The sequence below is a fragment of the Asaia astilbis JCM 15831 genome, assembly GCF_000613845.1.
Classification (GTDB): Bacteria; Pseudomonadota; Alphaproteobacteria; order Acetobacterales; family Acetobacteraceae; genus Asaia; species Asaia astilbis.
Map to the genome: position 1 here is coordinate 1 of NZ_BAJT01000009.1, position 21,766 is coordinate 21,766.

Annotated in this window: 19 protein-coding genes and 4 pseudogenes; 14 read left to right on the forward strand and 9 right to left on the reverse strand. The window is 58.1% G+C overall.

Annotation, left to right across the window (positions count from 1 at the left end):
- Positions 1–79: 79 nt before the first annotated feature.
- The 8 genes from JCM15831_RS07745 to JCM15831_RS07775 all read right to left on the reverse strand — a co-directional run bounded on the left by JCM15831_RS07745 (position 80) and on the right by JCM15831_RS07775 (position 8,098).
- Positions 80–1,273 (reverse strand): alpha-hydroxy acid oxidase, encoded by a 1,194-nt coding sequence (locus JCM15831_RS07745; RefSeq protein WP_025823855.1) that lies wholly within the window; start codon positions 1,271–1,273, stop codon positions 80–82.
- Complete coding sequence (locus JCM15831_RS17495; RefSeq protein ID WP_198024272.1) at positions 1,270–2,352, reverse strand: MFS transporter; 1,083 nt, start codon at positions 2,350–2,352, stop codon at positions 1,270–1,272. The genes JCM15831_RS07745 and JCM15831_RS17495 overlap by 4 nt, the downstream gene beginning before the upstream one ends.
- 10 nt (positions 2,353–2,362) lie before the next feature.
- Positions 2,363–2,560, reverse strand: coding sequence for an MFS transporter (locus JCM15831_RS23335; protein ID WP_198024273.1), 198 nt, complete (start codon positions 2,558–2,560; stop codon positions 2,363–2,365).
- Positions 2,561–2,647: 87 nt separating this feature from the next.
- Positions 2,648–3,574, reverse strand: coding sequence for a sugar phosphate isomerase/epimerase family protein (locus tag JCM15831_RS07755; protein WP_025823856.1), 927 nt, complete (start codon positions 3,572–3,574; stop codon positions 2,648–2,650).
- A 37-nt stretch (positions 3,575–3,611) separates the two neighbouring features.
- Entirely contained in the window at positions 3,612–4,952 is a 1,341-nt protein-coding gene (locus JCM15831_RS07760; RefSeq protein ID WP_025823857.1) for an MFS transporter, read from the reverse strand.
- 78 nt (positions 4,953–5,030) lie between these two features.
- Positions 5,031–6,017 (reverse strand): D-erythronate dehydrogenase, encoded by a 987-nt coding sequence (gene denD, locus JCM15831_RS07765; RefSeq protein ID WP_025823858.1) that lies wholly within the window; start codon positions 6,015–6,017, stop codon positions 5,031–5,033.
- Between the two features lie 69 nt (positions 6,018–6,086).
- Positions 6,087–7,040, reverse strand: coding sequence for a LysR family transcriptional regulator (locus JCM15831_RS07770; protein ID WP_025823859.1), 954 nt, complete (start codon positions 7,038–7,040; stop codon positions 6,087–6,089).
- Between the two features lie 59 nt (positions 7,041–7,099).
- The gene (locus JCM15831_RS07775) at positions 7,100–8,098 is read right to left on the reverse strand and encodes a LysR family transcriptional regulator (protein ID WP_025823860.1); all 999 of its coding nucleotides are present in this window, start codon (positions 8,096–8,098) and stop codon (positions 7,100–7,102) included.
- 135 nt (positions 8,099–8,233) lie between these two features.
- Between JCM15831_RS07775 and JCM15831_RS07780 the strand changes: the two genes are divergently transcribed.
- From JCM15831_RS07780 to JCM15831_RS17520, 7 genes and pseudogenes are all read left to right on the forward strand, one after another.
- Entirely contained in the window at positions 8,234–9,220 is a 987-nt protein-coding gene (locus tag JCM15831_RS07780) for a 3-hydroxyacyl-CoA dehydrogenase family protein (protein ID WP_025823861.1), read from the forward strand.
- A gap of 481 nt (positions 9,221–9,701) precedes the next feature.
- Positions 9,702–10,247, forward strand: coding sequence for a biliverdin-producing heme oxygenase (locus JCM15831_RS17500; protein WP_025823862.1), 546 nt, complete (start codon positions 9,702–9,704; stop codon positions 10,245–10,247).
- Positions 10,240–11,666: pseudogene (locus JCM15831_RS20975) on the forward strand (GAF domain-containing protein); the annotation flags it as partial. The gene JCM15831_RS17500 and the pseudogene JCM15831_RS20975, both read left to right, overlap by 8 nt.
- Positions 11,667–11,783: 117 nt before the next feature.
- Positions 11,784–12,785 carry an HWE histidine kinase domain-containing protein gene (locus JCM15831_RS23955; protein ID WP_373277624.1) on the forward strand — a complete coding sequence of 334 codons (1,002 nt, stop codon included), beginning with the start codon at positions 11,784–11,786 and terminating at the stop codon, positions 12,783–12,785.
- 150 nt (positions 12,786–12,935) lie between these two features.
- Positions 12,936–14,167: pseudogene (locus tag JCM15831_RS17515) on the forward strand (putative DNA modification/repair radical SAM protein).
- Positions 14,164–14,520, forward strand: coding sequence for a hypothetical protein (locus JCM15831_RS22590; protein ID WP_232228057.1), 357 nt, complete (start codon positions 14,164–14,166; stop codon positions 14,518–14,520). Before JCM15831_RS17515 ends, JCM15831_RS22590 begins: the two are co-directional and overlap by 4 nt.
- Positions 14,448–15,644 carry a UdgX family uracil-DNA binding protein gene (locus JCM15831_RS17520; RefSeq protein ID WP_373277621.1) on the forward strand — a complete coding sequence of 399 codons (1,197 nt, stop codon included), beginning with the start codon at positions 14,448–14,450 and terminating at the stop codon, positions 15,642–15,644. The genes JCM15831_RS22590 and JCM15831_RS17520 overlap by 73 nt, the downstream gene beginning before the upstream one ends.
- Positions 15,645–15,728: 84 nt before the next feature.
- Here JCM15831_RS17520 and JCM15831_RS07805 read toward each other — a convergent pair whose 3' ends face one another.
- A complete protein-coding gene (locus JCM15831_RS07805) occupies positions 15,729–17,042 on the reverse strand; it encodes an ABC transporter substrate-binding protein (protein ID WP_025823863.1) in 1,314 nt (437 codons plus the stop codon).
- A gap of 526 nt (positions 17,043–17,568) precedes the next feature.
- Between JCM15831_RS07805 and JCM15831_RS20160 the strand changes: the two genes are divergently transcribed.
- The 7 genes and pseudogenes from JCM15831_RS20160 (at position 17,569) to rplS (ending at position 21,728) form a co-directional block, all read left to right on the forward strand.
- A complete protein-coding gene (locus JCM15831_RS20160) occupies positions 17,569–18,087 on the forward strand; it encodes a Spy/CpxP family protein refolding chaperone (protein ID WP_025823864.1) in 519 nt (172 codons plus the stop codon).
- A 166-nt stretch (positions 18,088–18,253) separates the two neighbouring features.
- Positions 18,254–18,439, forward strand: a pseudogene (locus JCM15831_RS23960) (signal recognition particle receptor subunit alpha); the annotation flags it as partial.
- Positions 18,440–18,568: 129 nt separating this feature from the next.
- Positions 18,569–19,650 (forward strand): annotated as a pseudogene (locus JCM15831_RS23965) (signal recognition particle protein).
- 50 nt (positions 19,651–19,700) lie between these two features.
- Entirely contained in the window at positions 19,701–20,036 is a 336-nt protein-coding gene (gene rpsP / locus JCM15831_RS17535; protein WP_025841964.1) for a 30S ribosomal protein S16, read from the forward strand.
- A 31-nt stretch (positions 20,037–20,067) separates the two neighbouring features.
- Positions 20,068–20,625, forward strand: a complete 558-nt coding sequence (gene rimM / locus JCM15831_RS07830; protein WP_025823865.1) for a ribosome maturation factor RimM — start codon at positions 20,068–20,070, stop codon at positions 20,623–20,625.
- The gene (gene trmD / locus JCM15831_RS07835; protein WP_025823866.1) at positions 20,622–21,323 is read left to right on the forward strand and encodes a tRNA (guanosine(37)-N1)-methyltransferase TrmD; all 702 of its coding nucleotides are present in this window, start codon (positions 20,622–20,624) and stop codon (positions 21,321–21,323) included. Before rimM ends, trmD begins: the two co-directional genes overlap by 4 nt.
- A 24-nt stretch (positions 21,324–21,347) precedes the next feature.
- Positions 21,348–21,728 carry a 50S ribosomal protein L19 gene (gene rplS, locus JCM15831_RS07840; protein ID WP_025823867.1) on the forward strand — a complete coding sequence of 127 codons (381 nt, stop codon included), beginning with the start codon at positions 21,348–21,350 and terminating at the stop codon, positions 21,726–21,728.
- Positions 21,729–21,766: the final 38 nt, after the last annotated feature.

Genomic DNA, 21,766 nt, shown 5'->3' on the forward strand with positions numbered 1-21,766 from the left:
GCTTAGTCAGAAATCGGCTACGCGCGAATGCGCAGGCAGTGGCATGACAGTGGCTGTGGCGCCTGAGACACTTTGTCGGCTAAATGCACTGTGTCGGCGAAGGCCAGCAGTGGACGCACGCCTCTTCGCGTAGAGTGTCACAATTTACTGCGCCCATGAGTGATAGGTTTGTGTGGATTTCGCGCTGCAAAAGTCCAATCGCGTGTCTCACATACGGTTCTCCGCCGAGAGCAGCAGCATAAAGAAACGGTCGACCGATCAATGTTGAGGCGGCGCCAAGAGCCAGCCCTTTTATGACGTCGGTCCCTCGTCTGAAGCCGCTATCGACCAGAACGGTCATATCGCCGGAATGCTCATGCACGCGCTTTAGGGTCTCTATAGGCGAGACAGCGCAATCGAGCTGACGTCCCCCGTGGTTCGAAACCACGATACCATCCGCACCGATCTCGCGCGCCAGACGTGCATCTTCTGGGGAGAGAATGCCTTTGATGATGAAGGCGCTTTTCCAGTGGCGCCGGATCATTTCGGCATGCTTCCAGTTGAAGCCTGGATAGCCGGTTACTGAATTGATCTCTCGCGAAAAGATGGAAGGGGAGGCTGCCGGATCGATGTTGCGGATCGCCGGGATTCCTCTTTGACGCAGGGTTCGCCATGCGGTGCGATAGAGCCATGACGGATGAGAGAGCATATCCAATGCCAGGCGGGCTGTCGGCCTAAAGGGCATGGTATACCCGTTACGCGCATTATTCTCTCTATTCGACCCAACCGCCACGTCGGCGGTCAGAAAGTAAGCACTGAAGCCTGCGTCTGCGACGCGTTTGGTCATGCGCTCAATGTTGGGCTCATCGGGTTTCTGATAGCCGGCGAACCAGCAGCCGGGGTAGGTTTTTCCAATCTCCTCGATCGATGTGATCGCATTGGCACTCAGAATAAAAGGTATGCGTGCGGCCTTCGCGGCTCTGGCCATGGCGTTGTCGGCGTCATATCCGACGATCGCTGAGGCGCCCATTGGCGCGATCATGAAGGGACTGGCATAGCGCTTTCCGAAGAGGGTTACCTCCTGCGAGCCAGTTGAGACATCACGCAGGACCCGCGGTATCATTTTGATACGCTCGAGCGCTTCCAGATTATGGCGAAGCGTCACGCCGCCATCCGCGCCCCCCTTGACATACCCGTAGAGCGCTTTTGGCAGATGAGCTCGAGCCAGGACTTCGAAATCGTTCAGGTTCAGAATTTTTTCAAGCGGTTTGGAAAAAGGTGGGACAAATCTCAACTCCTGACAGGGTGGGCGGCAGGGACACAGAGCGTCTCGCTGAGCTCCAGGGGGGCAATGGGCCCCACGATGAAGAGATAGGAGAGGGCGCCTAATAGTCCGAAGATGCCTGTGGCACAGAGCGGAATGATGAAGGACCCGTGGGTCAGGCTCACCATGAGGCCCGTGAAACTTGCGATGACGATCCCGGCAATATTGGCTGCGCTGTTCTGCAATCCGCTCAGTGTTGCGACGAGGTCGGGGCTCGGTGCGATATCTGCAGGCAGAGACCAGATATTGGCACCTGTAAAAGCGATGCCTCCGAAAGAGAGGGAAAGAAACGTGATGCAGAGCCAGGTCTGGGTTGTGAAAGCCGACAAGCCAATGACCGATGAAAGCAGCAGCCCGCCAACGAGGCAGCTTTTGCGTGCTGCGGTCAGGCTCCAGCCCTTTTGATAGAGTCGATCAGACGTCCAGCCGCCCAGCCATGCCGCCGGTATCGCGACGAGACCCGGGATCATCCCGATCAAACCAAGTTCCTTGAGCGAAAATCCGTGGGCACTGACGAGATAACTCGGAAACCAGGTAGCAAAGAAGTAGAAGACGAAATTCGCGCAGAAGAAGCCGAGCATCATGCCCCAGACCGTTCGTCTGCGAAGCAATTCCCGCCATGCACCGGGTGGAGCCGTCGCAGAGCAAGGTTGAGCCGCTTTCAGCGTAGCGAGTTCGTTCGCTGGTAGAGACCGATGTTTGTCAGGATCATGGTAGAGCGCCAACCAGACAAAAACCCAGATAAGGCCGAGACCTCCGGCAGCGACGAAAGCCAGTTTCCAGCCGAGCCACGCGATGAGTAAGGCGACGAGGGGCAGAGAAAGAGCCGACCCAGCGCGTGAGCCACTATCGAAAATGCCCGCTGCGATGCCGCGTTCCCCTTTCGGAAACCAGACTGCAGCCACCTTTGCATTGGACGGATAGCTGCCTGCTTCCCCGATACCGAGAGCCAGACGCAGTGCGAAGATGCTGTAGGGACCTGTTGCCCCTGCGGTCAGCGCGGTGCAGATCGACCACCATATGACGGCACATGCGTAGGAAACGCGCACGCCGAGGCGGTCAATCACCAGCGAAGGGGAGCTGCATCAACGCATAGGTCCAGAAGAACGCGCCCAGAATGAGACCAAGCGTTGCCGGATCGATGTTCAGATCGCGGGCCATGAACGGGGCCGCAATGGCGATTGTCGCCCGATCGATGTAATTGATCGCGGTCGCGGCAAAACAGAGGCCGATCATCAGCCAGCGTAATCTGGGCATGATTTTCTCAGGGTCGATTGAGGAAAAAATAGGTGCAGCTTGCAGTGCCCTCGCATCAGGCATGATCTTGAATGCGAGGGCGCATTTTCATCGCGGCAGAATGCGGCGTAGATACTCGCGGTTCGTCGCGCTGACGCTCAAACCGTCACCGCCGTAATGCTCGACCAGAAAAGCGCTTTTGAAGCCGTGAGCGAGCGCCATCTTGATCGCCGCACGGTAACTGATAACGCCGAATTCAAGGGGCGCCGGAGCGGTTACGACCATTCCGGTCGTGGCGTCCTCAGTCCGGTAGTAGTTTTTGGCGTGCCAGTAACGCGCAAAAGGGGCCACTTGTGCCATCATCGTGGCCCAGTGCTCGACCGGCCGATGCAGTCTGACCAGGTTGCCCAGATCGGGATTGATGCCGACAGCGGGATGATCGACATCCTGCACGAAGCGCACGGCGCTCTCGGCGGAGCCGAGATAAGTGTCCTCATACATCTCCATCGAAAGGCCGATACCGACCTCCTGAGCATGTCGGGCCAACTCGCGGATACGGCTGACAGCCTTCTGCCAGACTGACGGATCTTCCGGGCTGACTGTCCCCTGAGCCGTCCAGAACCACAGCGCAGCTTGTTGAGCCGGGGTCAGAGGATAGAAAAGCCCGAACGAGACTTCCTTTATTCCCAGTCGCGCTGCGGTATCGATGACGCGATGACTATAGGCAAGATTCTCATCCGCCCGTTCCGGATCGATGACCGAGCGACGAGCCGTGGTGAATCCCGGCATTGTCAGTCCTGCCTCTTTCACGAGATCCGCGAAGAGGGTCAGGCGGGCTTCGGAGAGATCGGCAAGCCTGATCCACGAATCCGTGGGATCGATTTCGGTAAAACCTGCATCTGTAACTTCCGCCAAGGTGGCGGCCCATTCTTCAGGTTTCTGATCCTGTACGCTCGATCCGTCAGGCAGAATGTTGGGATATTGGATCATCGCAGCGGCGATCGGCCAGTTTGTGCGGTTGAGAGGCGATGACATTGCTTTATCCTTTCAGGGGGTATCGGGAAGGCGAGGCTCACAGGGCGGGGTGGTGACTTTGTCGATGCGTTCGCGGCAGGAAGGCTGCGATCATCAGACCGACAAGTCCCGAGACTGCGACGGCGTAGAGCCCCGCTACCGGCGTCGCCCAAAGATGGGCGGCAAAACTGCGGATGTTTGGCGCAACGAACCCGCCAAGATTACCAAGAGCATTGATGAGGGCGATTGCCCCCGCAGCCTGGACACCGGTGAAATGGGTGAGGGGAAAATTCCAGAAGACAGCCTGCACGGTGACCACGCCAGCGGCTGCAATGCAGAGGCCGATGATGGCGACCGGGCCTGAATCGGCGCCCGATATGACGAGGCCGAGCGCCGCTGCGGCGAGGCAGAAGATAAGACCCAGTCGTGATGCGTCATGTTTCTGAACGAGCCGTGTGACGACGAAGGTCAATAATATGGCGAAAGCCCAGGGTATTCCGCTGACAAGACCGACCCTGAAGCCGATTTCCTCATGCAGAATGGATGAGACCTGTTCGGGCAGATAAAAAACGACGCCATAACTTGCGATCTGGATGACCATGTAAAGCATCAGGAACTGGAGAAGCTTGCTGGACTGCAATAATCCCCCGAGGTGAGCACCGTCATAGTGCGCCCCTTGTTTGGTGATCGCTTCGCTTTTCAGGATCGTTTCCAGCGCGAGTTTCTCATCCGCACTCAGCCAGGCGACGCTCTGTGGGCCATCTGGCAGGATGAACCAGGTTGCGATCCCCATCACGACGGCGAGGCCGCCTTCGAGAAGGAACATCCATTGCCATCCCGCCAGACCGAGAACACCGTCCAGACCGAACAGGGCGCCTGAGAGCGGATTGCCGAATGTCATGGCCAGCGGGTAACCGAAATAGAAGACGCCAAGAACGCGCGTTCGCTCTTTTTCAGGAAACCAGAAGGTTAAATAGAGCATGATCCCCGGGAAAAAACCGGCTTCGGCGATCCCGAGCAGAGTGCGGAGGATGACGAAGGAGAGGTCACCATGCGTGAACATCATGGCAGCGGAGACGACACCCCATGTTACCATGATCCGTGCCATCCAACGTCGCGCTCCGACACGATACAGGATCAGGTTACTCGGGACTTCAAACAGGGCGTAGCCGATAAAAAACACACCAGCCCCGAAGGCGAACATCGCATCCGAGACGCCTGCATCGCTGTGCAGGGCCTGTTTGGCCGATCCGATATTCGATCGATCCAGAAAAGCGACGATGTACATCAGGATGAGAAACGGCAGGAGCTTGGCGAACGCTTTCTTCGTAGCTCCTGCCCGAAGGGTGTCCGTTTCGTGAGAGTGAGGAAGCGAAGAAAGTGACGTCTCGACAGTCATGAGAGGTGACTCCTCGTGCGCGACACGGGCAAGACGCCTGGAGGCGGAGGTGATCAGAGAAGAAACAGGGAAAATCGATCAGACGAGACGATCGCCGAGTTCGTCCGCGATATGGGCCAGGATGATGTCATCGAAGCTTTGTTCGGTCGTGAAGCCCAGTTTCAGTGCTCGTTGTGGGTCGAAACTTCTCGCCCAGCCCGAAACGATCCGGGCAATCGCCTCATCCGGCTCATGCCGGATAAGAGCAACCGCCTCAGGACCGGCGATCCGCTTCAGTGCGGCGATCTGATCGCCCACGGTGACAGACAGGGCGGGCATCGAGAGATTGGGGCGCTCGCCAAGGAGAGAGAGATCGAGTGTGGCGGCGTGGCGCAGGAATTCCACGGCAGAGCGAGGGCTCGTCATCCAGTGGCGTGTGGTCTCAGGCACAGGCAGGGTGGCTTTCTGACCGATCAGAGGTTCGCGGATGATTCCGGAAAAGAAGCCCGAGGCGGCGCGGTTGGGTTTGCCCGGTCGCACGCAGATTGTTGGCAGGCGCAGGCCGATCCCGTCGAAAATACCGCGACGCCGATAATCGGTCAGAAGCAGCTCGCCAATGGCCTTCTGGGTGCCGTAGCTGGTCTGAGGGGTCAGAATGTAGTCGTCGGGAATGTAATCGGGAAAGTCCCCGCCGAATACGGCGTTGGACGAGGCGAAAACGACGCGGGGTTTCCAGCTCTCTTTTGCGCCAATCTGGCGGATGGTTTCAAAGAGCGTTCGAGTGCCATCGAGGTTGACGGTATACCCTTTTTCAAAATCGGCTTCAGCCTCGCCTGAAACGATGGCTGCGAGATGGAAGATGATGTCAGGTCGGCCGCTCAGCAGGCGTTGGGCAGATCCGGGCTGAGTGAGATCGCAGGTCATCGTCTCGCAGCTTCCTGCGAAATCGGTCGGCACGAGGGGAGCGACGACATCCGCGAGGGTGAGGCGTGTCGGCGTGGGGGCAGAGTGGAGTGGTTTGCGAACCAGGCTCTCCGCAAACTTGCGGCCGAGCATGCCTGCAGCGCCAATGATGAGGATCTTCATCTGTGTCACCTTTCCTTTCGGATAACCCGAAGCAAGATGACCAAAGACTATCTAAAAGTTAATGATACGCTAGGTGCAATAAGGAAAGGGTCGATCAGCTTTTCTGATCGACTGAGCTTCGATTGCGTCGAAAACCAGCTGGGACGCGGGAGAAAGAGGTCTGTCCACGCGCCTTATGAGTGAGTAGGCCCCCAGGAGGTCTGGCAGAGAAACAGACAGGCGACGGATCATCCCGGCTCTTTCGTAATGTTGGCTGACACTTCTGGGGATAACGGCAAGCATATTGGAGTGCATGAGGAGGTCTATGGTCGCGAACATGGAGGAGGCCTCGATCGGATGAGCAGGAAGCGGCAGGAGCGCTGTCGTAAATGCGGCTTCGATCGCTCGTCTCATAGGGCTCGGCGCCGTTTGAAGGATCCATCGCTCCTGAGCAACATCGCGTAAGGTGAGGTCTCCGGTGTCATCAATCGGATTGCGGCAACTGGTCACGACGCATAAAGGCTCATTAGCAAGTTCGAGGCATTCGATCGAGCCTGGGCTGTGCAGTCCAATCGGGCGACCGACGATAAAATCCAGCCTGCACGTTTCCATCGCGAGAAGCAGCGCATCGCTTGTATCGATTGTCAGAGAGAGGCCGATCCCGGGGTGAGACTGGGTGATCTCGGCAAAAACGGGTGAGATGAGATCGGGCAGGGCAGCGACGATCGAGCCCACCCGGACCGTGCCGTGAGTGCCTTCTTCCAGAGCATCGATGTCATGTTGCAGACGCTCGATGTCGTTGAGCATCAATCGGGCATGTCGCGCAGCCATGACCCCGCCCGCCGTTGGAAAAACGCCCTGGGACGTCCGCTCGAACAAGCGTGTGTTGAGTGCGTGCTCGATTTCCTGAAGGAGCTTGGAAGCCGAGGGTTGAGAGAGGTTCATGCGCTCGGCAGCACGGTGAAGATTATTCGTCGCTTCCAGCTCGAGAATGAGGCGTAGATGCCGAAGCTTCAGACGATTGATGAGTGAATGGGCCGTCATGACGAAAGGCTCCGAACGTTTTGCACCATCAGCGAGGCAGGATCGTGCGTGCAGGGGGATTAGGTGCGACTGGTGTGATCGATCGTGTGAAAGGTGGGGCTCATCGCCGGCCTCAGGGTCTGTGTGAGCAGAGAGAGAATGGTAATGGCGGCGGGGGTGAGCGCGCGTGCTCTGGATGTGATGAGGCCCCACGGAGCGGTATCGAGCGTGAAGTCGATCGGAAGCAGAGAGATCTGGCCAATATCGCGCTGAAGTTCGGCTGCGGGCGCAGACAGGAGAGTGAGGGCGTCCGATCGGGTGATGTAGGCCAGAGTCATCATCCAGGAATCAGAAGAGACGACACGCTGCGGGAGGGCGAGTTTTCGCTCGAGAAAAAGCTCTTCCAGGCACTGTCTCGACCTGCTGCCTCTGCGCTGCAGAATCCAAGAGCATGATGCCAGATCTTCGAGCGCGACCGCACCGCCCGAAAGGAGAGGGTGGCCGGGGCGTGCGGCGACAACCAGATTTTCAGACGCAATTTCCTCGTAGGAAAACGGACAGGCCCAAGGCTGGACCGGACGCCGACCGAGCATGATGTCAATCTGGCCATCTGCCAGCATCTGGAAGAGCGCGTCGCTCGGACCACTGCGACAATCGAGCTCGATCTGCGGGTAATCTCTCTGGGCGACGCCCAGCATATCGACCACCGACTGAATGACGGGTCCATCGATCGCGCCAATTGAGACATAGCCGGAATGGCCATCGATGAACGCATTGAGTTCGACGCGGGTCCGGTCGAGCTCGTCCAGAATGGTGAGAGCGTGGCGTGTCAGCACCTCCCCGGCGAAGGTTGGGATCATGCGTCGCCCTTCCTGCTGAAAAAGCTTCACTTTCATGAGTGTTTCGAGATCGCCGATGAGTTTCGATGCCGCAGGCTGAACCATGCCGAGACTTTCGGCGGCAGCCTGCAGTGTTGAATGGCGTGAGAACGCAGCGAGAAGCTGAAGATGGCGTATCTTGAGGCGCGAAGCGTTGAACCAGAAGGGGCCGAGAGGGAGAGGGGGGATCGGTAGTTTCATAGTAAAACCGTTATGTAATGCGCGAATACCTCTATTGGACGTGCCCCTCTTTGGGTGATTATTTCTTTCGCCCTGATCATCGCTGGAACAACCGGGTTTCAGCGTCCATCAAATTGATCGTGAGGGGTAAGCATCATGTCGGTTCAGGTTATCGAGAGCGCTGCAGTGATTGGCGCGGGCTATATGGGTGGAGGAATTGCGCAAAGTCTTGCGGCTGCCGGCATACGGGTCGTTCTCGCCGATATCTCTCCTGAAGTGACGCGAGGCGCTCTGGAGCGTTTGCTCCGTGAGGCGCGCGCGTTCGAAGACCAGGGATTAATCCAACCTGGCAGCTATGACCGTATCTCGGCCAATCTCGCGGCGGCTCCCTCTATCGAACAGGCTGTGCGGGATGTCGATTTTATCGAAGAGGCGGTGTTCGAAAACGAGGATATCAAACGCACCGTGCTCGAGCGCATCAGCGCGGCAGCCAGGCCTGATGCAATTATCGGGACAAATACCTCCACGCTTCCCGTTCATGTTCTGGCGCCTTTTGTCTCGGGGCAGGAGCGGTTTCTGACGGTGCATTTCAGTAATCCAGCGCCCTTCATTCCCGGTGTCGAACTCGTTAGCGGCACGAAGACGAGCCGGGACGTGGTCGCAGCAGTCAAGGAGATGCTGGAACGCATCGACCGGCAAGCCGCTGAAGTGGCCGACCGACCGACTTTTGTCCTGAACCGCTTACAATATGCCCTGTTCAAGGAAGCCAACACGATTGTGGAAGAAGGCGTTGCGACGCCGGAGGATGTCGACACGCTCGTCCGTTCGACATTCGGGTTTCGGTTGCCTTTTTTTGGTCCCTTCGCCATCGCCGACATGGCGGGTCTCGATGTCTACGTGAATTGCTTCGTGACAGCTGAAAAGGCTTTCGGCCCTCGTTTGTCCTGCCCGGAGACAGTCAAAAATCTGGTCGCTGAGGGGAAGCACGGTGTCAAGAACGGTGCCGGCTATTACGGGGACTATACACCAGAAGAGACGGAAGCCCTCGTGGCCTATCGAAACAAGGCTTATGCCAGAATGGCAGAACTGCTGCGTGAGCTCGGCCCCTCTCCGCTCGAGAAGAGGCGAGCCGGGAAGGGATAATCAAGAGGGTCGGTTCGTTTCGCAGCGCTGCCGGCCAAGTGGGCTATGTTTCCGCTCGTCTCAGGTGAGGCTGAGTGGGGACATGGATACAAAAATATACCAAGTAGCGAATTATGGTCGTCGTCTTCTTGCATTTACGCGGTCAGTCTATTGAACGGCCGAACGTAGAAAATAAAAAGATACTCAAATATCGAACAAGAATAAAACGATATAAAAACGAAATATAACGTCAAAAATCCTTGCAATGTAGAAAATATAAATGCGTTTCATCGTAATTTAATAATTGTTGTTTTATATGTACTTTACTTGAAAAAGAACGTTCCTCAAGAAAATTGCCTTGAAATCTTCGTGTTTACAACGGTCTTCGGATCGCTCTAAATAGGAGGCTATTCACGCTTGTGGAACAGGACTGATTGACTATGTCTGTACGGACGCTTTCGCCCGGTTCGCTGTGCTGACGGTTCACACCACAAGGCGGTTCATGCTTCGTGATCACGTTCATGGCGCCCATGAGAGGCTTGATGGCCTTATCGGTGCGCTAGGGACGAAACGGGATTATGACCGTTATGTGCTGGGTATGGCGGCGTTTCGGTCTGCAGCAGAAACCGCTCTTGAAATCCGGCCTTATCCTGTTTGGCTGTCAGATTGGCGCCCCGTGTCGACCCGCGCGGCGCTGGCGCGGGATATGACTAGTCTCTGCCTTTTGCCGCTCGAGGTGCCAGAGATCGCGCCTCCTGAAACAGGATCGAGTTTGCTTGGAATGCTGTACACCTTGGAAGGGTCGGCTTTGGGCGCACGGATCATAGCTAAACGAGCGATGGCCTTAGGATTTGATGAGGCGCATGGCGCTAGTCACCTTGCTTTGCAGACCGGCGCGCCGGAAAACTGGCGCAAATTCCTGACCTTGCTCGAAGAGGCGCCGGAGTTCGACCCTGATGAAGCAGGGGCGGCGGCCTTGCTTCTTTTCAGTCACGCTTACAATGCACTGACCCGTGTCGCCTGTGCAGGGAGTCAAGCCTATGGCTGAGTTTGGTCAGGTTGATCTGACGAGTTGTGACCGCGAACCGATTCATGTTCCCGGCAGCATCCAGCCCCATGGTTGCCTCGTCACCTGTACGATGAGCGAGTTTACGGTGCTGCGTCATTCGGCCAATGCGCCGTTGATGCTCGACCGGGATGATCTGAAGCTCGGATGCAACCTGATCGAGCTCTTCGGACCCGACATCGTACATGATATCCGCAATGCCCTGACCCTGAGCGTGACCCAGCGTCGTCCCGTTTTTCTGCTCAATCAGGGCTTGGGTCTTGAGTCGAATTTCGATCTTGCGGTGCATATGGTCGATGGCGAGGTCGTTCTCGAATGCGAACCTGCGGCCCCGACTCAACGTGCGACCAAGTTTCTGACCCAGCTTCATGGCATGATGGATCGGGTCCGTAAGACGACCGACATTGCTCGTCTCTTTGACGTTGTGACCATGCTGATGCGCGGTCTGCTCGATTATGATCGTGTCATGGTTTATCGCTTTGCCGATGACTGGTCGGGCAAGGTTGTGTCCGAAGCGCGTGCACTGTCTCTGGAAAGCTTCCTGGGGCAGCATTTTCCGAGTGCGGACATTCCCGCTCAGGCGAGAGAACTTTACCGCCGCTCTCCCATTCGGATGATTGCGGATGTGCTTTACACGCCGGTGCCGCTCGTCGAGACCGAAGGGCTGACACCGCTCGACATGTCGCTCGGCCAGTTGCGTAGTGTGTCCCCTATCCATTGTGAATATCTGACCAATATGGGCGTGCGTGCTTCGATGTCGATTTCGATCGTCATTGATGGTGCGCTCTGGGGCATGATCGCGTGCCATCACTATTCCCCCCGCGCGCTGCCAATTGCAGAGCGTGCCGTCGTGCAGATGTTTTCGGAGTTTTTTGCGCTTCAGATCATCGTTATCCTCAAGACAACACGTCTTCAGGTCGCCGAGCGGACGCATGGACTTATCGAGAGCGTGCTGCGCAATGCGGCTTCAGTGTCGGATATGCCTGCATATCTGCGGGGGCAGATCAGCCGTCTCGCGCCGCTGATCCAGTCCGACGGTATTGCCATCTGGATCGATAACGAATGGACCGGGCACGGGATTTCAGCTCCGAAAGACGTTCAGCGGGAGTTTGTCGAGCTTGCTCGGAAAAAAGCAGGTACCCAGATCTGGCAGTCCGATCATCTGGTCAAGGATCATCCCTGGATCGCCGCGCACACAGCGGACCTTGCGGGTGTGCTCATCATTCCAATCTCGCCTCAACCGGAAAACTACGTGTTTCTGTTCAGGCGCGAGATTGTACAGACGATCAACTGGGTGGTGACCCCAACAAGACATACGAACATGGCCCGCACGGCCCACGTCTGACCCCCCGACAGAGTTTCGCCATCTGGAAAGAGCAGGTGCATGAACGCTGCCTGCCATGGTCGAGCTTCGATATCGAGGCGGCCGGACAGTTGCGTTCGGCGCTGATTGAAGTGATGGGCGTTTATCACCAGCAGCAGCTTTCAGAACGTGCCGATGCCGATCTGCGTCAACGCATGCTCAATGAAGAGCTCAATCATCGCGTCAAAAACATTTTGGCGGTTGTGCAATCCCTCGTTGGTCGCCCGGTTGGCGGTGACCGGACGATTGAAGACTATGTCGAGACCTTGCGGGGGCGCATCAAGGCGCTCGCCAGCGCGCATGATCAGGTGGCGCGCAGCGATGGCGGGGGATTGCTGCGCGTTCTGCTCGAAGCCGAACTTGAGCCCTATCGTCATCAACCGTCTGCTGTGCAGCTTGAGGGGCCCAATCTCTGGTTGTCCGGACCTGCACTTTCTGTCTCCGCCCTCACATTGCACGAGCTGGCGACCAACGCCGCCAAGTATGGGGCTCTGTCACGTCCTTCAGGCACCCTGAAAATCACGTGGTTCCTCGATGCTGCACAGGGTGGCTGGGTGCTTGAATGGATCGAAAGTGGAGGGCCGCCTGTCACACCTCCCAAGTCAAGCGGGTTCGGCTCGGTGCTGCTCGAGCGAGCAATTCCGCATGAACTTGGCGGAACGTCGTTGCGAGAGTTCCGGCCTGAAGGTCTCTATATTCGTCTGACTTTCCCTGAGAGCCATGCGGTGCTTGTTTCCGAGAAGACGGAAGCGCCGGAACCGGATGAGGTTGGGGACGCCACGGCCGCGCAATCCGCGTTGCTCCACTCAGCCCGGGTTCTGCTGGTCGAAGATCAGCTTCTGATTGCCATGGAGACAGAGCAGGCGCTCAATGCTGCTGGTGTGCGACATATCCGCACGGTCTCTTCTGTCTACGAGGCATTGCAAGCCATCAAAGAGCAGAGCCCGGATGTCGCACTTCTGGACTTCAATCTTGGCAAGGAGTCCTCCGAAGACATCGCCTCGGTTCTTCGCAAGAAGGGAATTCCGTTCCTCTTTGCAACTGGCTATGCGGATCGAACGATGATTCCACAGGAATTCGAAGACGTGCCGATCTTGCGGAAGCCCTACACGGTCAAGAATGCTGTGCAGGAACTGCTCAAGGTGCTTCCCGTCTAGCGCATCGACTGACGAAATCCAAATCGATACCGTGCTGCGTCAGGGGTGTCGAAATGATCCTGTGTAGTGTCGGTCGTCGTTCGTCGAAAAATCAGCTTTTGGGGATCGAATGTTCTTGACTTGTTCCAGTCGGAAACCCATCTCCGAGGAATGAAAAAGACCCTCGCTGCCAGGCTGGAAATTCTCTCCGATGCCGCCAAATACGACGCGTCCTGCGCATCGAGCGGGGTGAGTTCGAAAAAGAAGCCGGGCGAGCTGGGGCTTGGGTCGAAGGCCTCCAATGGGATCTGTCACGCCTATACGCCTGACGGCCGATGCATCTCGCTGCTCAAGATACTGATGACCAATTTCTGCATCTATGACTGCGCCTATTGCATCAACCGTTCTTCCTCGAAGATCGAGCGTACCCGGTTCAGCGTGGAAGAGATCATCTGGATTACGCTCGAATTCTACCGGCGCAATTACATTGAGGGTCTCTTTCTTTCCTCTGGTGTAATCCGTTCCTCTGACTACACCATGGAGGAGATGGTGCGTGTCGCGCGCGAGCTGCGCCTGAAGCACCATTTCCATGGTTATATCCATCTCAAGACCATTCCCGATGCGGCTCCTCACCTTATCGAAGAGGCAGGCTCTATGCTGACCGGCTCTCGATCAATGTCGAGATGCCGACCGAAGCCGGGCTTGCTGCGTATGCGCCTGAAAAGGATGCCGGGCATATCCGTCAGAGCATGGGCGCGCTGCGGCTCAAGATCGAGGAATCGGGCGACAGGACGCTCAGCGGGCGCAAACCGCGGCGCTTCGCGCCGGGAGGGCAGAGCACGCAAATGATCGTCGGGGCGGATACCTCTACCGATCACGACATCCTGCGCAGTAGCGCCGCGCTCTATTCGGGCTACGCGCTGCGACGGGTTTATTACTCGGCCTTCAGTCCCATCCCGGATGCGTCGATTGCCCTGCCAGCGCAGTCTCCGCCTCTTATACGTGAGCATCGTCTTTACCAGGCTGACTGGATGGTGCGCTTCTACGGCTTCTCGTTCGATGAGATTGTTGCCCAGCGAGAGGGCGGCATGCTCGATCTGGAGCTTGATCCAAAGCTGGCCTGGGCCTTGCAGAACCGTGCCCAGTTTCCTGTCGATCTGAACCGGGCGGGGCGGGAGATGTTGTTGCGCGTGCCGGGGCTCGGTCCGCGCAGCGTGGGCGCCTTGTTGTCTGCGCGTCGCCATAAGGCGATCCGGCTGGAGGATATCGAGCGTTTGAAAGTCTCTCTGCGCAAGGTCAGACCGTTCATCATCACGGCGGACTGGTCTCCGGCGCGGGTGCTCGACCGCAACAATCTGGCTGCGCTGTTTCGTCCGCAGCCGCAGCAACTCAGTCTGCTTTGAAGACGGTTCACCTACCGGGCGATGCGGATTTCGATGCGTGGCGCGCTGTAGCGCGTGTGGCGCTGGCCGAAAATCGGGCGCCCGAGCAGGTTGAGTGGGTGAGCTCGGATGCGGCTCAATCAGAGCTTTTTCAAACGGCTTCTGATGCTGTTTCCGTTCCCCCTGTTGCCGGGGCGTCGGAGGCGCCTGTGGGTCATGTTTCCAAAGCAGGTCTGACGCTGCTGCGCGTTATTCTGCGGCATCGCGACCCGGCACGTTTTGCTCTGGCTTATCGTTTGTTGTGGCGTTTGCAGCGGGAAAAAGCCCTGCTGGAAATCGCGACCGATCCGGATATCCGGGAGCGTCGCGGATGACCCAGCAGATCAGACGCGACGCGCATAAGATGAAGGCCTTTCTGCGTTTCCGGGAGACGAAACGAGAAGGAGAAGGGCGCAGGCATTTTGTCGCCTGGTTCGAGCCCGAGCATTATATTCTTGAGAGTGTCGCGCCGTTCTTCGCTGAGCGGTTCTCAGACATGGACTGGATGATCCTGACACCGATCGGGTCCATCCTGCATGAAGACGGCAAGATGCGCTGCGACCGCACGCCTTGCGAAGCGCCTGATCTCAAAGACGATGTCGAAACGCTCTGGCACAGCTATTATCAGTCGATTTTCAATCCGGCGCGGATCAAGACCAAGGCCATGCGCTCGGAAATGCCGACGAAATACTGGAAAAACCTGCCCGAAACCCGCTTGATCCCGCAGATGCTGGCCGACGCTGAAAATCGCGTTGCGGCGATGGTTGCCTTGCAGAATGACGGGCGCGCACCGGCTTTTCATGCGCGTCATCAAGCGGAGTGGCGCGAAAGAGAGGCGGTGACCCGAAGGGAGGAGCAAGCTCTGGAGGGGCTTCCTGCCCTTGGTCGCGCGCTCGAAACCTGCCAGCGCTGCGAGTTGTGCCGCTATGCAACGCAAAGCGTGCCCGGAGCGGGGCCTGAGCGCGCGCGTCTGATGCTGGTGGGCGAGCAGCCCGGAGATCAGGAGGATTTGCAGGGAAAGCCATTTGTCGGACCTGCGGGGCAGGTGCTCGATCGGGTGCTGAAGCATGTCGGGATCGATCAGGAAACGGTCTATCTGACGAATGCTGTCAAGCATTTCAAATTCGTTTCCAAGGGAAGGCGGCGCATCCATCAGACGCCAGACCGAACGGAAATTGTCGCGTGCTCGGCATGGCTGGAGCAGGAGATCAGGCTCGTCCAGCCCGATTTGATTGTCACGTTGGGTGCCAGCGCCCTTCAGGCGGTGGAGGGCCGGATCAGTCGTCTTGGAGAAATGCGAGGAAGGATTCGTGAGGGCTCGATGGCGCGCCCGGCAAGTCTGGCCACCATTCACCCCTCCTACCTTCTGCGTTTGCCGGACCCTCAGCGCGCCAGGGAGGAAGAGGCTCGCTTCATGCACGAGCTTGGTCTGGCGCGAGACTGGCTCGCCCGCCGCTAGAGCGGCTCGTTTTGTAAAAGCGGCCAGGCACCGGGCAAGTGTTGGAGAAGCCGGGATGCAGCGGTGAGCATCCCGGCTGTTGGGTTATTTCTGGTAGCCTGATTGACGGATCACGCGATTGGTTGCGCTGTTCGCCGCGCTTAGCCCGGCATCGACGCTGGTTGAGCCGGCGAGGATCGAGGCGACCGTCTGGCCGACCTGCGTCCCGATCCCCTGATACGGTGTGATATCCACAAACTGGGCCCCGACATAAGGGCGCGGCTGTGCCGTTTGACCGGAAGGATTCGAGCTCTCGATGGCTTTCAGGACGAATGCCGAGAAAGGGGCGACCTTCTGATAATCGGGCGACTGGTAAGACGAGCTCCGTGTGCCCGGAGGAATACTGACCCAGCCATCTGTCTTGGCGACGAGCTGGATATACTCCTTCGATGTCGCCCATTGAATGAAGGTGCTTGCGGCCTCGGCATGGGTCGAGGATGCTGGGATCGCAAGGTTCCAGGACCAGAGCCAGGTGGGGCCTCCCTTGAAGCTGCCCGTCGGGAGCGAGGCGAAACCGACCTTGTCGGCCACGCTGCTCTGCTTGGCATCGAAAACCACGCCCGCTGCGCTGGTCGCGTCGATCCAGATCGCGCAATGGCCGGTTGCGAAAAGCGAGAGGTTTTCGTTGAAGCCGTTTGCGCTGGCGCCTGGAGGGCCGGATTGCTTCAGAAGCGACGTGTAATAGGTGAGAGCATTGCGCCATGCAGGCGTGGCAAGGGTGGGTTTCCAGTTCATGTCGAACCACTGACCGCCAAATCCGGTGACCATCGTCGTGATGACGGTCATGTTCTCGCCCCAGCCCGGTTTGCCACGCAGGCAAATGCCGTAGGTGTCGCTTCCCTTGTCCGTCGTCTTGGTCGCGAAGTCCCGGATCTGATCGTAAGTCGGCGTCTCGGGCATGGTGATCCCGGCCTTGGCGAAGAGGTCCTTGCGATAGAACGTCATGACGCTCTCGGCATAGAAGGGCAGGGCGTAGATCTTGCCTTCATAGTTGATGCTCTCGCGGACCGAAGCGATGATGTCGTTCAGGTCATAGGCGGCCGGAAGCGTATCGAATTTATATAGCCAGCCCTGCTTCGCCCAGAGCGGGACCTCGTAATTGCCGATGGTCAGAATGTCGAACTGGCCTGCATGGGTGGCGATATCGGTCGTCACGCGCTGGCGCAGCACATTTTCCTCCAGCGTGACCCAGCGCAGGTGGATATCCGGATGCGCTTTCTCGAACACGGTCGAAAGCTTACGCATCTCGATCATCTGCGTGTTGTTCACGGTGGCGATCGTGAGGGTCGTTTCGGCTCTGGCCTGAGCTGCCAGACCAAAGCCGAGGGCCACGCTGGCCAGAAGCAGGGTTTTCTTCATGTGAGGCTGTCCTTGGAGGGCCACTTGATGCCGGGCGAGGCGCTCTTTTTCGTCGAGCGGAGCGTTTTCGGCGTCAGTCAGGAAAACGAGGGCTCGTATCCCTGAAATCTTTTAAAATGTAACAGGAGGACGTGCCTCGGATCGCGCTTTGCGCACAGACAGGGCGTTGTCTGTTGTCAAGGGCCTCATGCAGATGTCTGGGCATGATACACATGGGTTTTGCCGATCCGAGTCATGACGCATTCCGGCGGGAGCGCGTGGGATGACGCTCTCATTCTTCCCGCGAAATAACAAGGTGGTGGTATGTAAATAACATGAATGTGTTATATGTGTCTCGAGCGCTGTTTTGCAGATGAGTATTGGGCCGCTGCGTGTCGGGGGCTCCCTGTAACAATCCATACACTCTGTAGTGCTTTGGCCCTCGTTCTCCTCATTCTTCTTGCTAAAGAGCCGTCACGGACATCGTCCTTGATGTCTTCGTGAGTATAGGAAGATGACGAGTATGATCTCTAAGAGGACTTTCTGCATGTTGGCCATTGTGGCCGCGCCTTCTTTCTTGGCGCTGGCTCATGCCCATGCTCCGATACCAGCATCCGGTGGTCCGTTACCGCCTCCAGACCATATGGGCTTCATGCCGCCACCGCCGCCGCCCTTGATGGGTATGCTGCACGGTGTCGAGCTGACCAAAGAACAGCGTGACAAGATCCATAGCCTCGTGCACGCGCATCATGCCGAGCGTCGTGCCGATATGCGCCAGCATCGTGATCTCGACCGTCAGATCGGCGCCCTGTTTCTGGCCAAGGGACCCATAGACAAGACAAAGCTCGATGGCCTGATCAAGCAGAAAGAGGCCCTCAATGCGAAGGACGAGGAGGCGAGGGCTGCCGATGCCGTTGCCATTCATGATATCCTGACCCCGGAGCAGCTCGACAAGGCACGAGTCACGCAGGACAAGCTTGACGCACTCGAGGGTCAGATACACGACCTGCTGCGTCCGCCTCATGTGAAGGGCGACGCCGACAAGGACGATCCCGACGCGCCGTAAGAGACGCATCGTCTCTTCAGCGGGTCTCTTATCAGAGACTCTCATGGGCGAGGGGTGTTTGGGCTTGACTTTGCGTCCCCACCCCTTTAGCTCGACGTCAGATTTGAAACGCCACCTCGCGAAGGCTCGCGCAGTGGCGTCTTTCTGTTGCTTATAAGGGTTCTCCGTGTTCGACGCGCTTTCTGGCAAACTTTCCGGTGTATTTGAGGGGCTGTCCAAGCGTGGTCGGCTGTCCGAGGCGGATGTTGCCGAAGCGATGCGCGAAGTGCGTCTGGCGATGCTGGATGCGGACGTTGCCCTGCCGGTCGTTCGTGACTTCGTCAACAAGGTGAAGGAAAAAGCGGTCGGGACTGAAGTGCTTGAGAGCATTTCGCCCGGTCAGGCCGTTGCTAAGATCGTCAATGATGCGCTGATCGAAGCACTTGGCGGTGCAGGGAATGTGCCGCTCAATCTGTCGGCTGCCGCCCCTGTTCCTGTCCTGATGGTAGGCCTTCAGGGCTCGGGCAAGACAACGACATCAGGTAAGATTGCCCTGCGTTTGGCGCAGCGTGAGCGCAAGCGCGTTCTGCTGGCCTCCCTCGACGTTCAGCGTCCTGCAGCCCAGCTTCAGCTTCAGCAGCTGGCAGAGCGTGTCGGCGTTGGCTCGCTCCCCATCATTGCCGGTCAGCAGCCGGTCGAGATTGCCAAGCGTGCGCTCGAGACGGGGCGTCGCGAAGGCTACGATATCGTCATTCTCGATACGGCAGGTCGTCTGTCGATCGACGAAGCCTCATGCAGGAAGTGCGTGAGGTTCGCGATGCAACCAGCCCGGTAGAGACGCTTCTCGTCGTCGATGCCATGACGGGTCAGGATGCGGTCAACACGGCGCAGCGCTTTAACGAGGCTGTTGGCATCACCGGTGTCGTCATGACCCGTATGGATGGCGATGCGCGTGGCGGTGCAGCGCTGTCGATGCGCGCCATCACAGGCGCTCCGATCAAGCTGGTCGGTCTTGGCGAAAAGCTTGAAGCGCTCGACGATTTCTATCCCGAGCGTGTGGCGGGTCGTATTCTCGGCCTCGGTGATATTGCCGGACTGGTCGAGAAGGCCAGTGAGACGCTCGATCATGAAGAGAGCGAACGCGTCGCCAAGAAGATGATGGCCGGCAAGTTCGATCTTGACGATTACGCCTCTCAGCTGCGTCAGATCGGCAAGATGGGGTCCATTTCCGGTATCCTTGGCATGCTTCCCGGCATGGGCAAGCTCAAGGACAAGCTGGGCGATCAGGATCTCGATACGTCGGTTTTCAAGCGTCACCAGGCCATCATCTCGTCGATGACGAAAGATGAGCGCAAGACGCCCTCCGTTATCAAGGCCTCCCGCAAGAAGCGTATCGCTGCCGGTTCCGGCACGAGCGTTCAGGAGGTCAACAAATTGCTCAAGCAGTTTGACGATATGTCCACCATGATGAAGCGCATCAGCAAGATGGGCCTCGGTGGCATGAAGCAGATGCTTTCCGGTCTCATGTCGGGCGGTGCTCCCGGCGGGCGGCCCGGCGGTGGCTTTGGCGGCCCGCGTCGCTAACCCCAACCGGCATGATTTTCACATAGTTTTCGATACCCTGGAGTCTAAAAATGAGCGTTAAGATCCGCCTTTCGCGTGCAGGTGCCAAGAAGCGTCCGTACTACCACATCGTAATTTCCGACAGCCGCAGCCCGCGCGATGGCCGTTTCATCGAGAAGGTTGGCGCCTATAACCCGATGCTGCCTTCCGACCACGCCGACCGCATCCGTCTGAATGACGAGCGCATCAAGCACTGGCTGTCGAATGGCGCGCAGGCGACCGATCGCGTTGCCCGTTTCCTCGGCAATGCCGGTCTGATCGAGAAGCCCGTTTACAACGAGCAACCCAAGCAGTCCGCGCCGAAGAAGCGTGCGCAGGAGCGTGCAGCTGCCAAGGCCGCAGCCTGAGCGATCCAGCAGGAATAGGCTTTAGCATTCCATGACACGCGGCAACGCCCTCAAAAATATTCTGGTTGCGACTGTGGGCAGGCCCCACGGCGTACGGGGGCTTGTGCATCTTTTTGCGGCAACTGACGATCCGGCTTCGGTCGAAGAGATCGGCGTGTTGCACGACGAAAAGGGGAGTGTCTGGCGCGCAGAGTGGCAGGGTCACGGTATCGCACGATTGTTCGATGCTTCCGGCCGGGCCATTACAGACCGCGATGAAGCCGCGCGCCTCGTTAACCTCAAGCTTTATGTCGAGCGGGATCGCCTGCCCGACGTGGAGGAGGACGAGTTCTATCATGCCGATCTGATCGGGCTGCGCGCCGAAACCCGCGAGGGTACGGTGCTGGGCACGGTTGCGATCGTTCATGATTATGGCGCGGGCGTGAGTCTGGAGATTACCGGTAACGGGCAGGATCTGATCGTGCCGTTTACCCAGGCCTGTGTACCCGAGATCCTTTTCGATCAGGGTCGGGTCATTGTCGAGCCGCCTCTTGAGGTGGAAGTCGAGGGTGATCTGTCAGGCAAGGGCGATGTGGCGGTGCGTTCGTGAGCTGGCACGCCGACATTCTCACCCTGTTCCCGGACATGTTTCCGGGACCGCTGGGGGTCTCCCTGGCGGGGCGCGCACTCGAAGAGGGTGTGTGGTCGCTGGGTGTGCATGATCTGCGTGATTTCGGGCGCGGCCGTCATCGTGCCGTGGATGACACGCCGTTCGGTGGTGGTGCGGGAATGGTGCTTCGGGCCGATGTGGTCTCCGAAGCGCTGGACTCGATCGCTGCAGAAGGGCGTCCGGTCATCTATCCCACCCCGCGCGGTGCGCGTCTGACTCAGGCGCACTCCCGCGACTTCGCCTCGGGCGATGGGGTGGTGGTGCTGTGCGGACGTTTCGAGGGTGTCGATGAGCGGGTTCTGGAGCGGCGCGGTGTCGTGCAGATTTCGCTTGGCGATTTTGTGCTGTCCGGCGGGGAAATCCCTGCCTATGCGCTGCTCGATTCCTGCGTGCGTCTGTTGCCCGGCGTGATGGGGTCAGAGCTGAGCGATGCCGAAGAAAGCTTCGGCGACGGTCTGCTCGAATACCCGCACTACACCAAGCCCGCCTCATGGGAGGGATTGGATGTGCCACCGGTTCTGCTTTCAGGGCATCATGCTGCGATTGCGGCATGGCGTCACGAGCAGGCGTGCCAGACGACTAAGGTCAGACGCCCCGATCTCTGGGCGGCCTATGCTGAAGCCAAGACAACTAGATAAATTTCGTATTCTCGGAGAAGTAACATGAACATTGTCCAGCAGTATGAGGCGCGCGAGATCGAGCGTCTGGTAGCCGTCCGTCCGGTTCCCGAATTCCAGGCCGGTGACACCGTGCGCGTTGGCGTGCGCGTTGTCGAAGGCACGCGTGAGCGCGTCCAGGCTTACGAAGGCGTTGTGATTGCCCGTTCCAACAAGGGGCTGAACAGCAACTTCACGGTTCGCAAGATCTCCAACGGTGAAGGCGTCGAGCGTATCTTCCCGCTGTACTCGCCCAGCATCGCCGAAATCACCGTTGTCCGTCGCGGCAAGGTGCGTCGTGCAAAGCTGTACTATCTGCGTGAGCGTAGCGGTAAGTCGGCTCGTATTGCCGAGCGTCCCCGTGACGTGGTGAAGACGGCTTCCTAAATCAGGATAGTCCAGTCCGGTTTATGACAAAGGAGAGT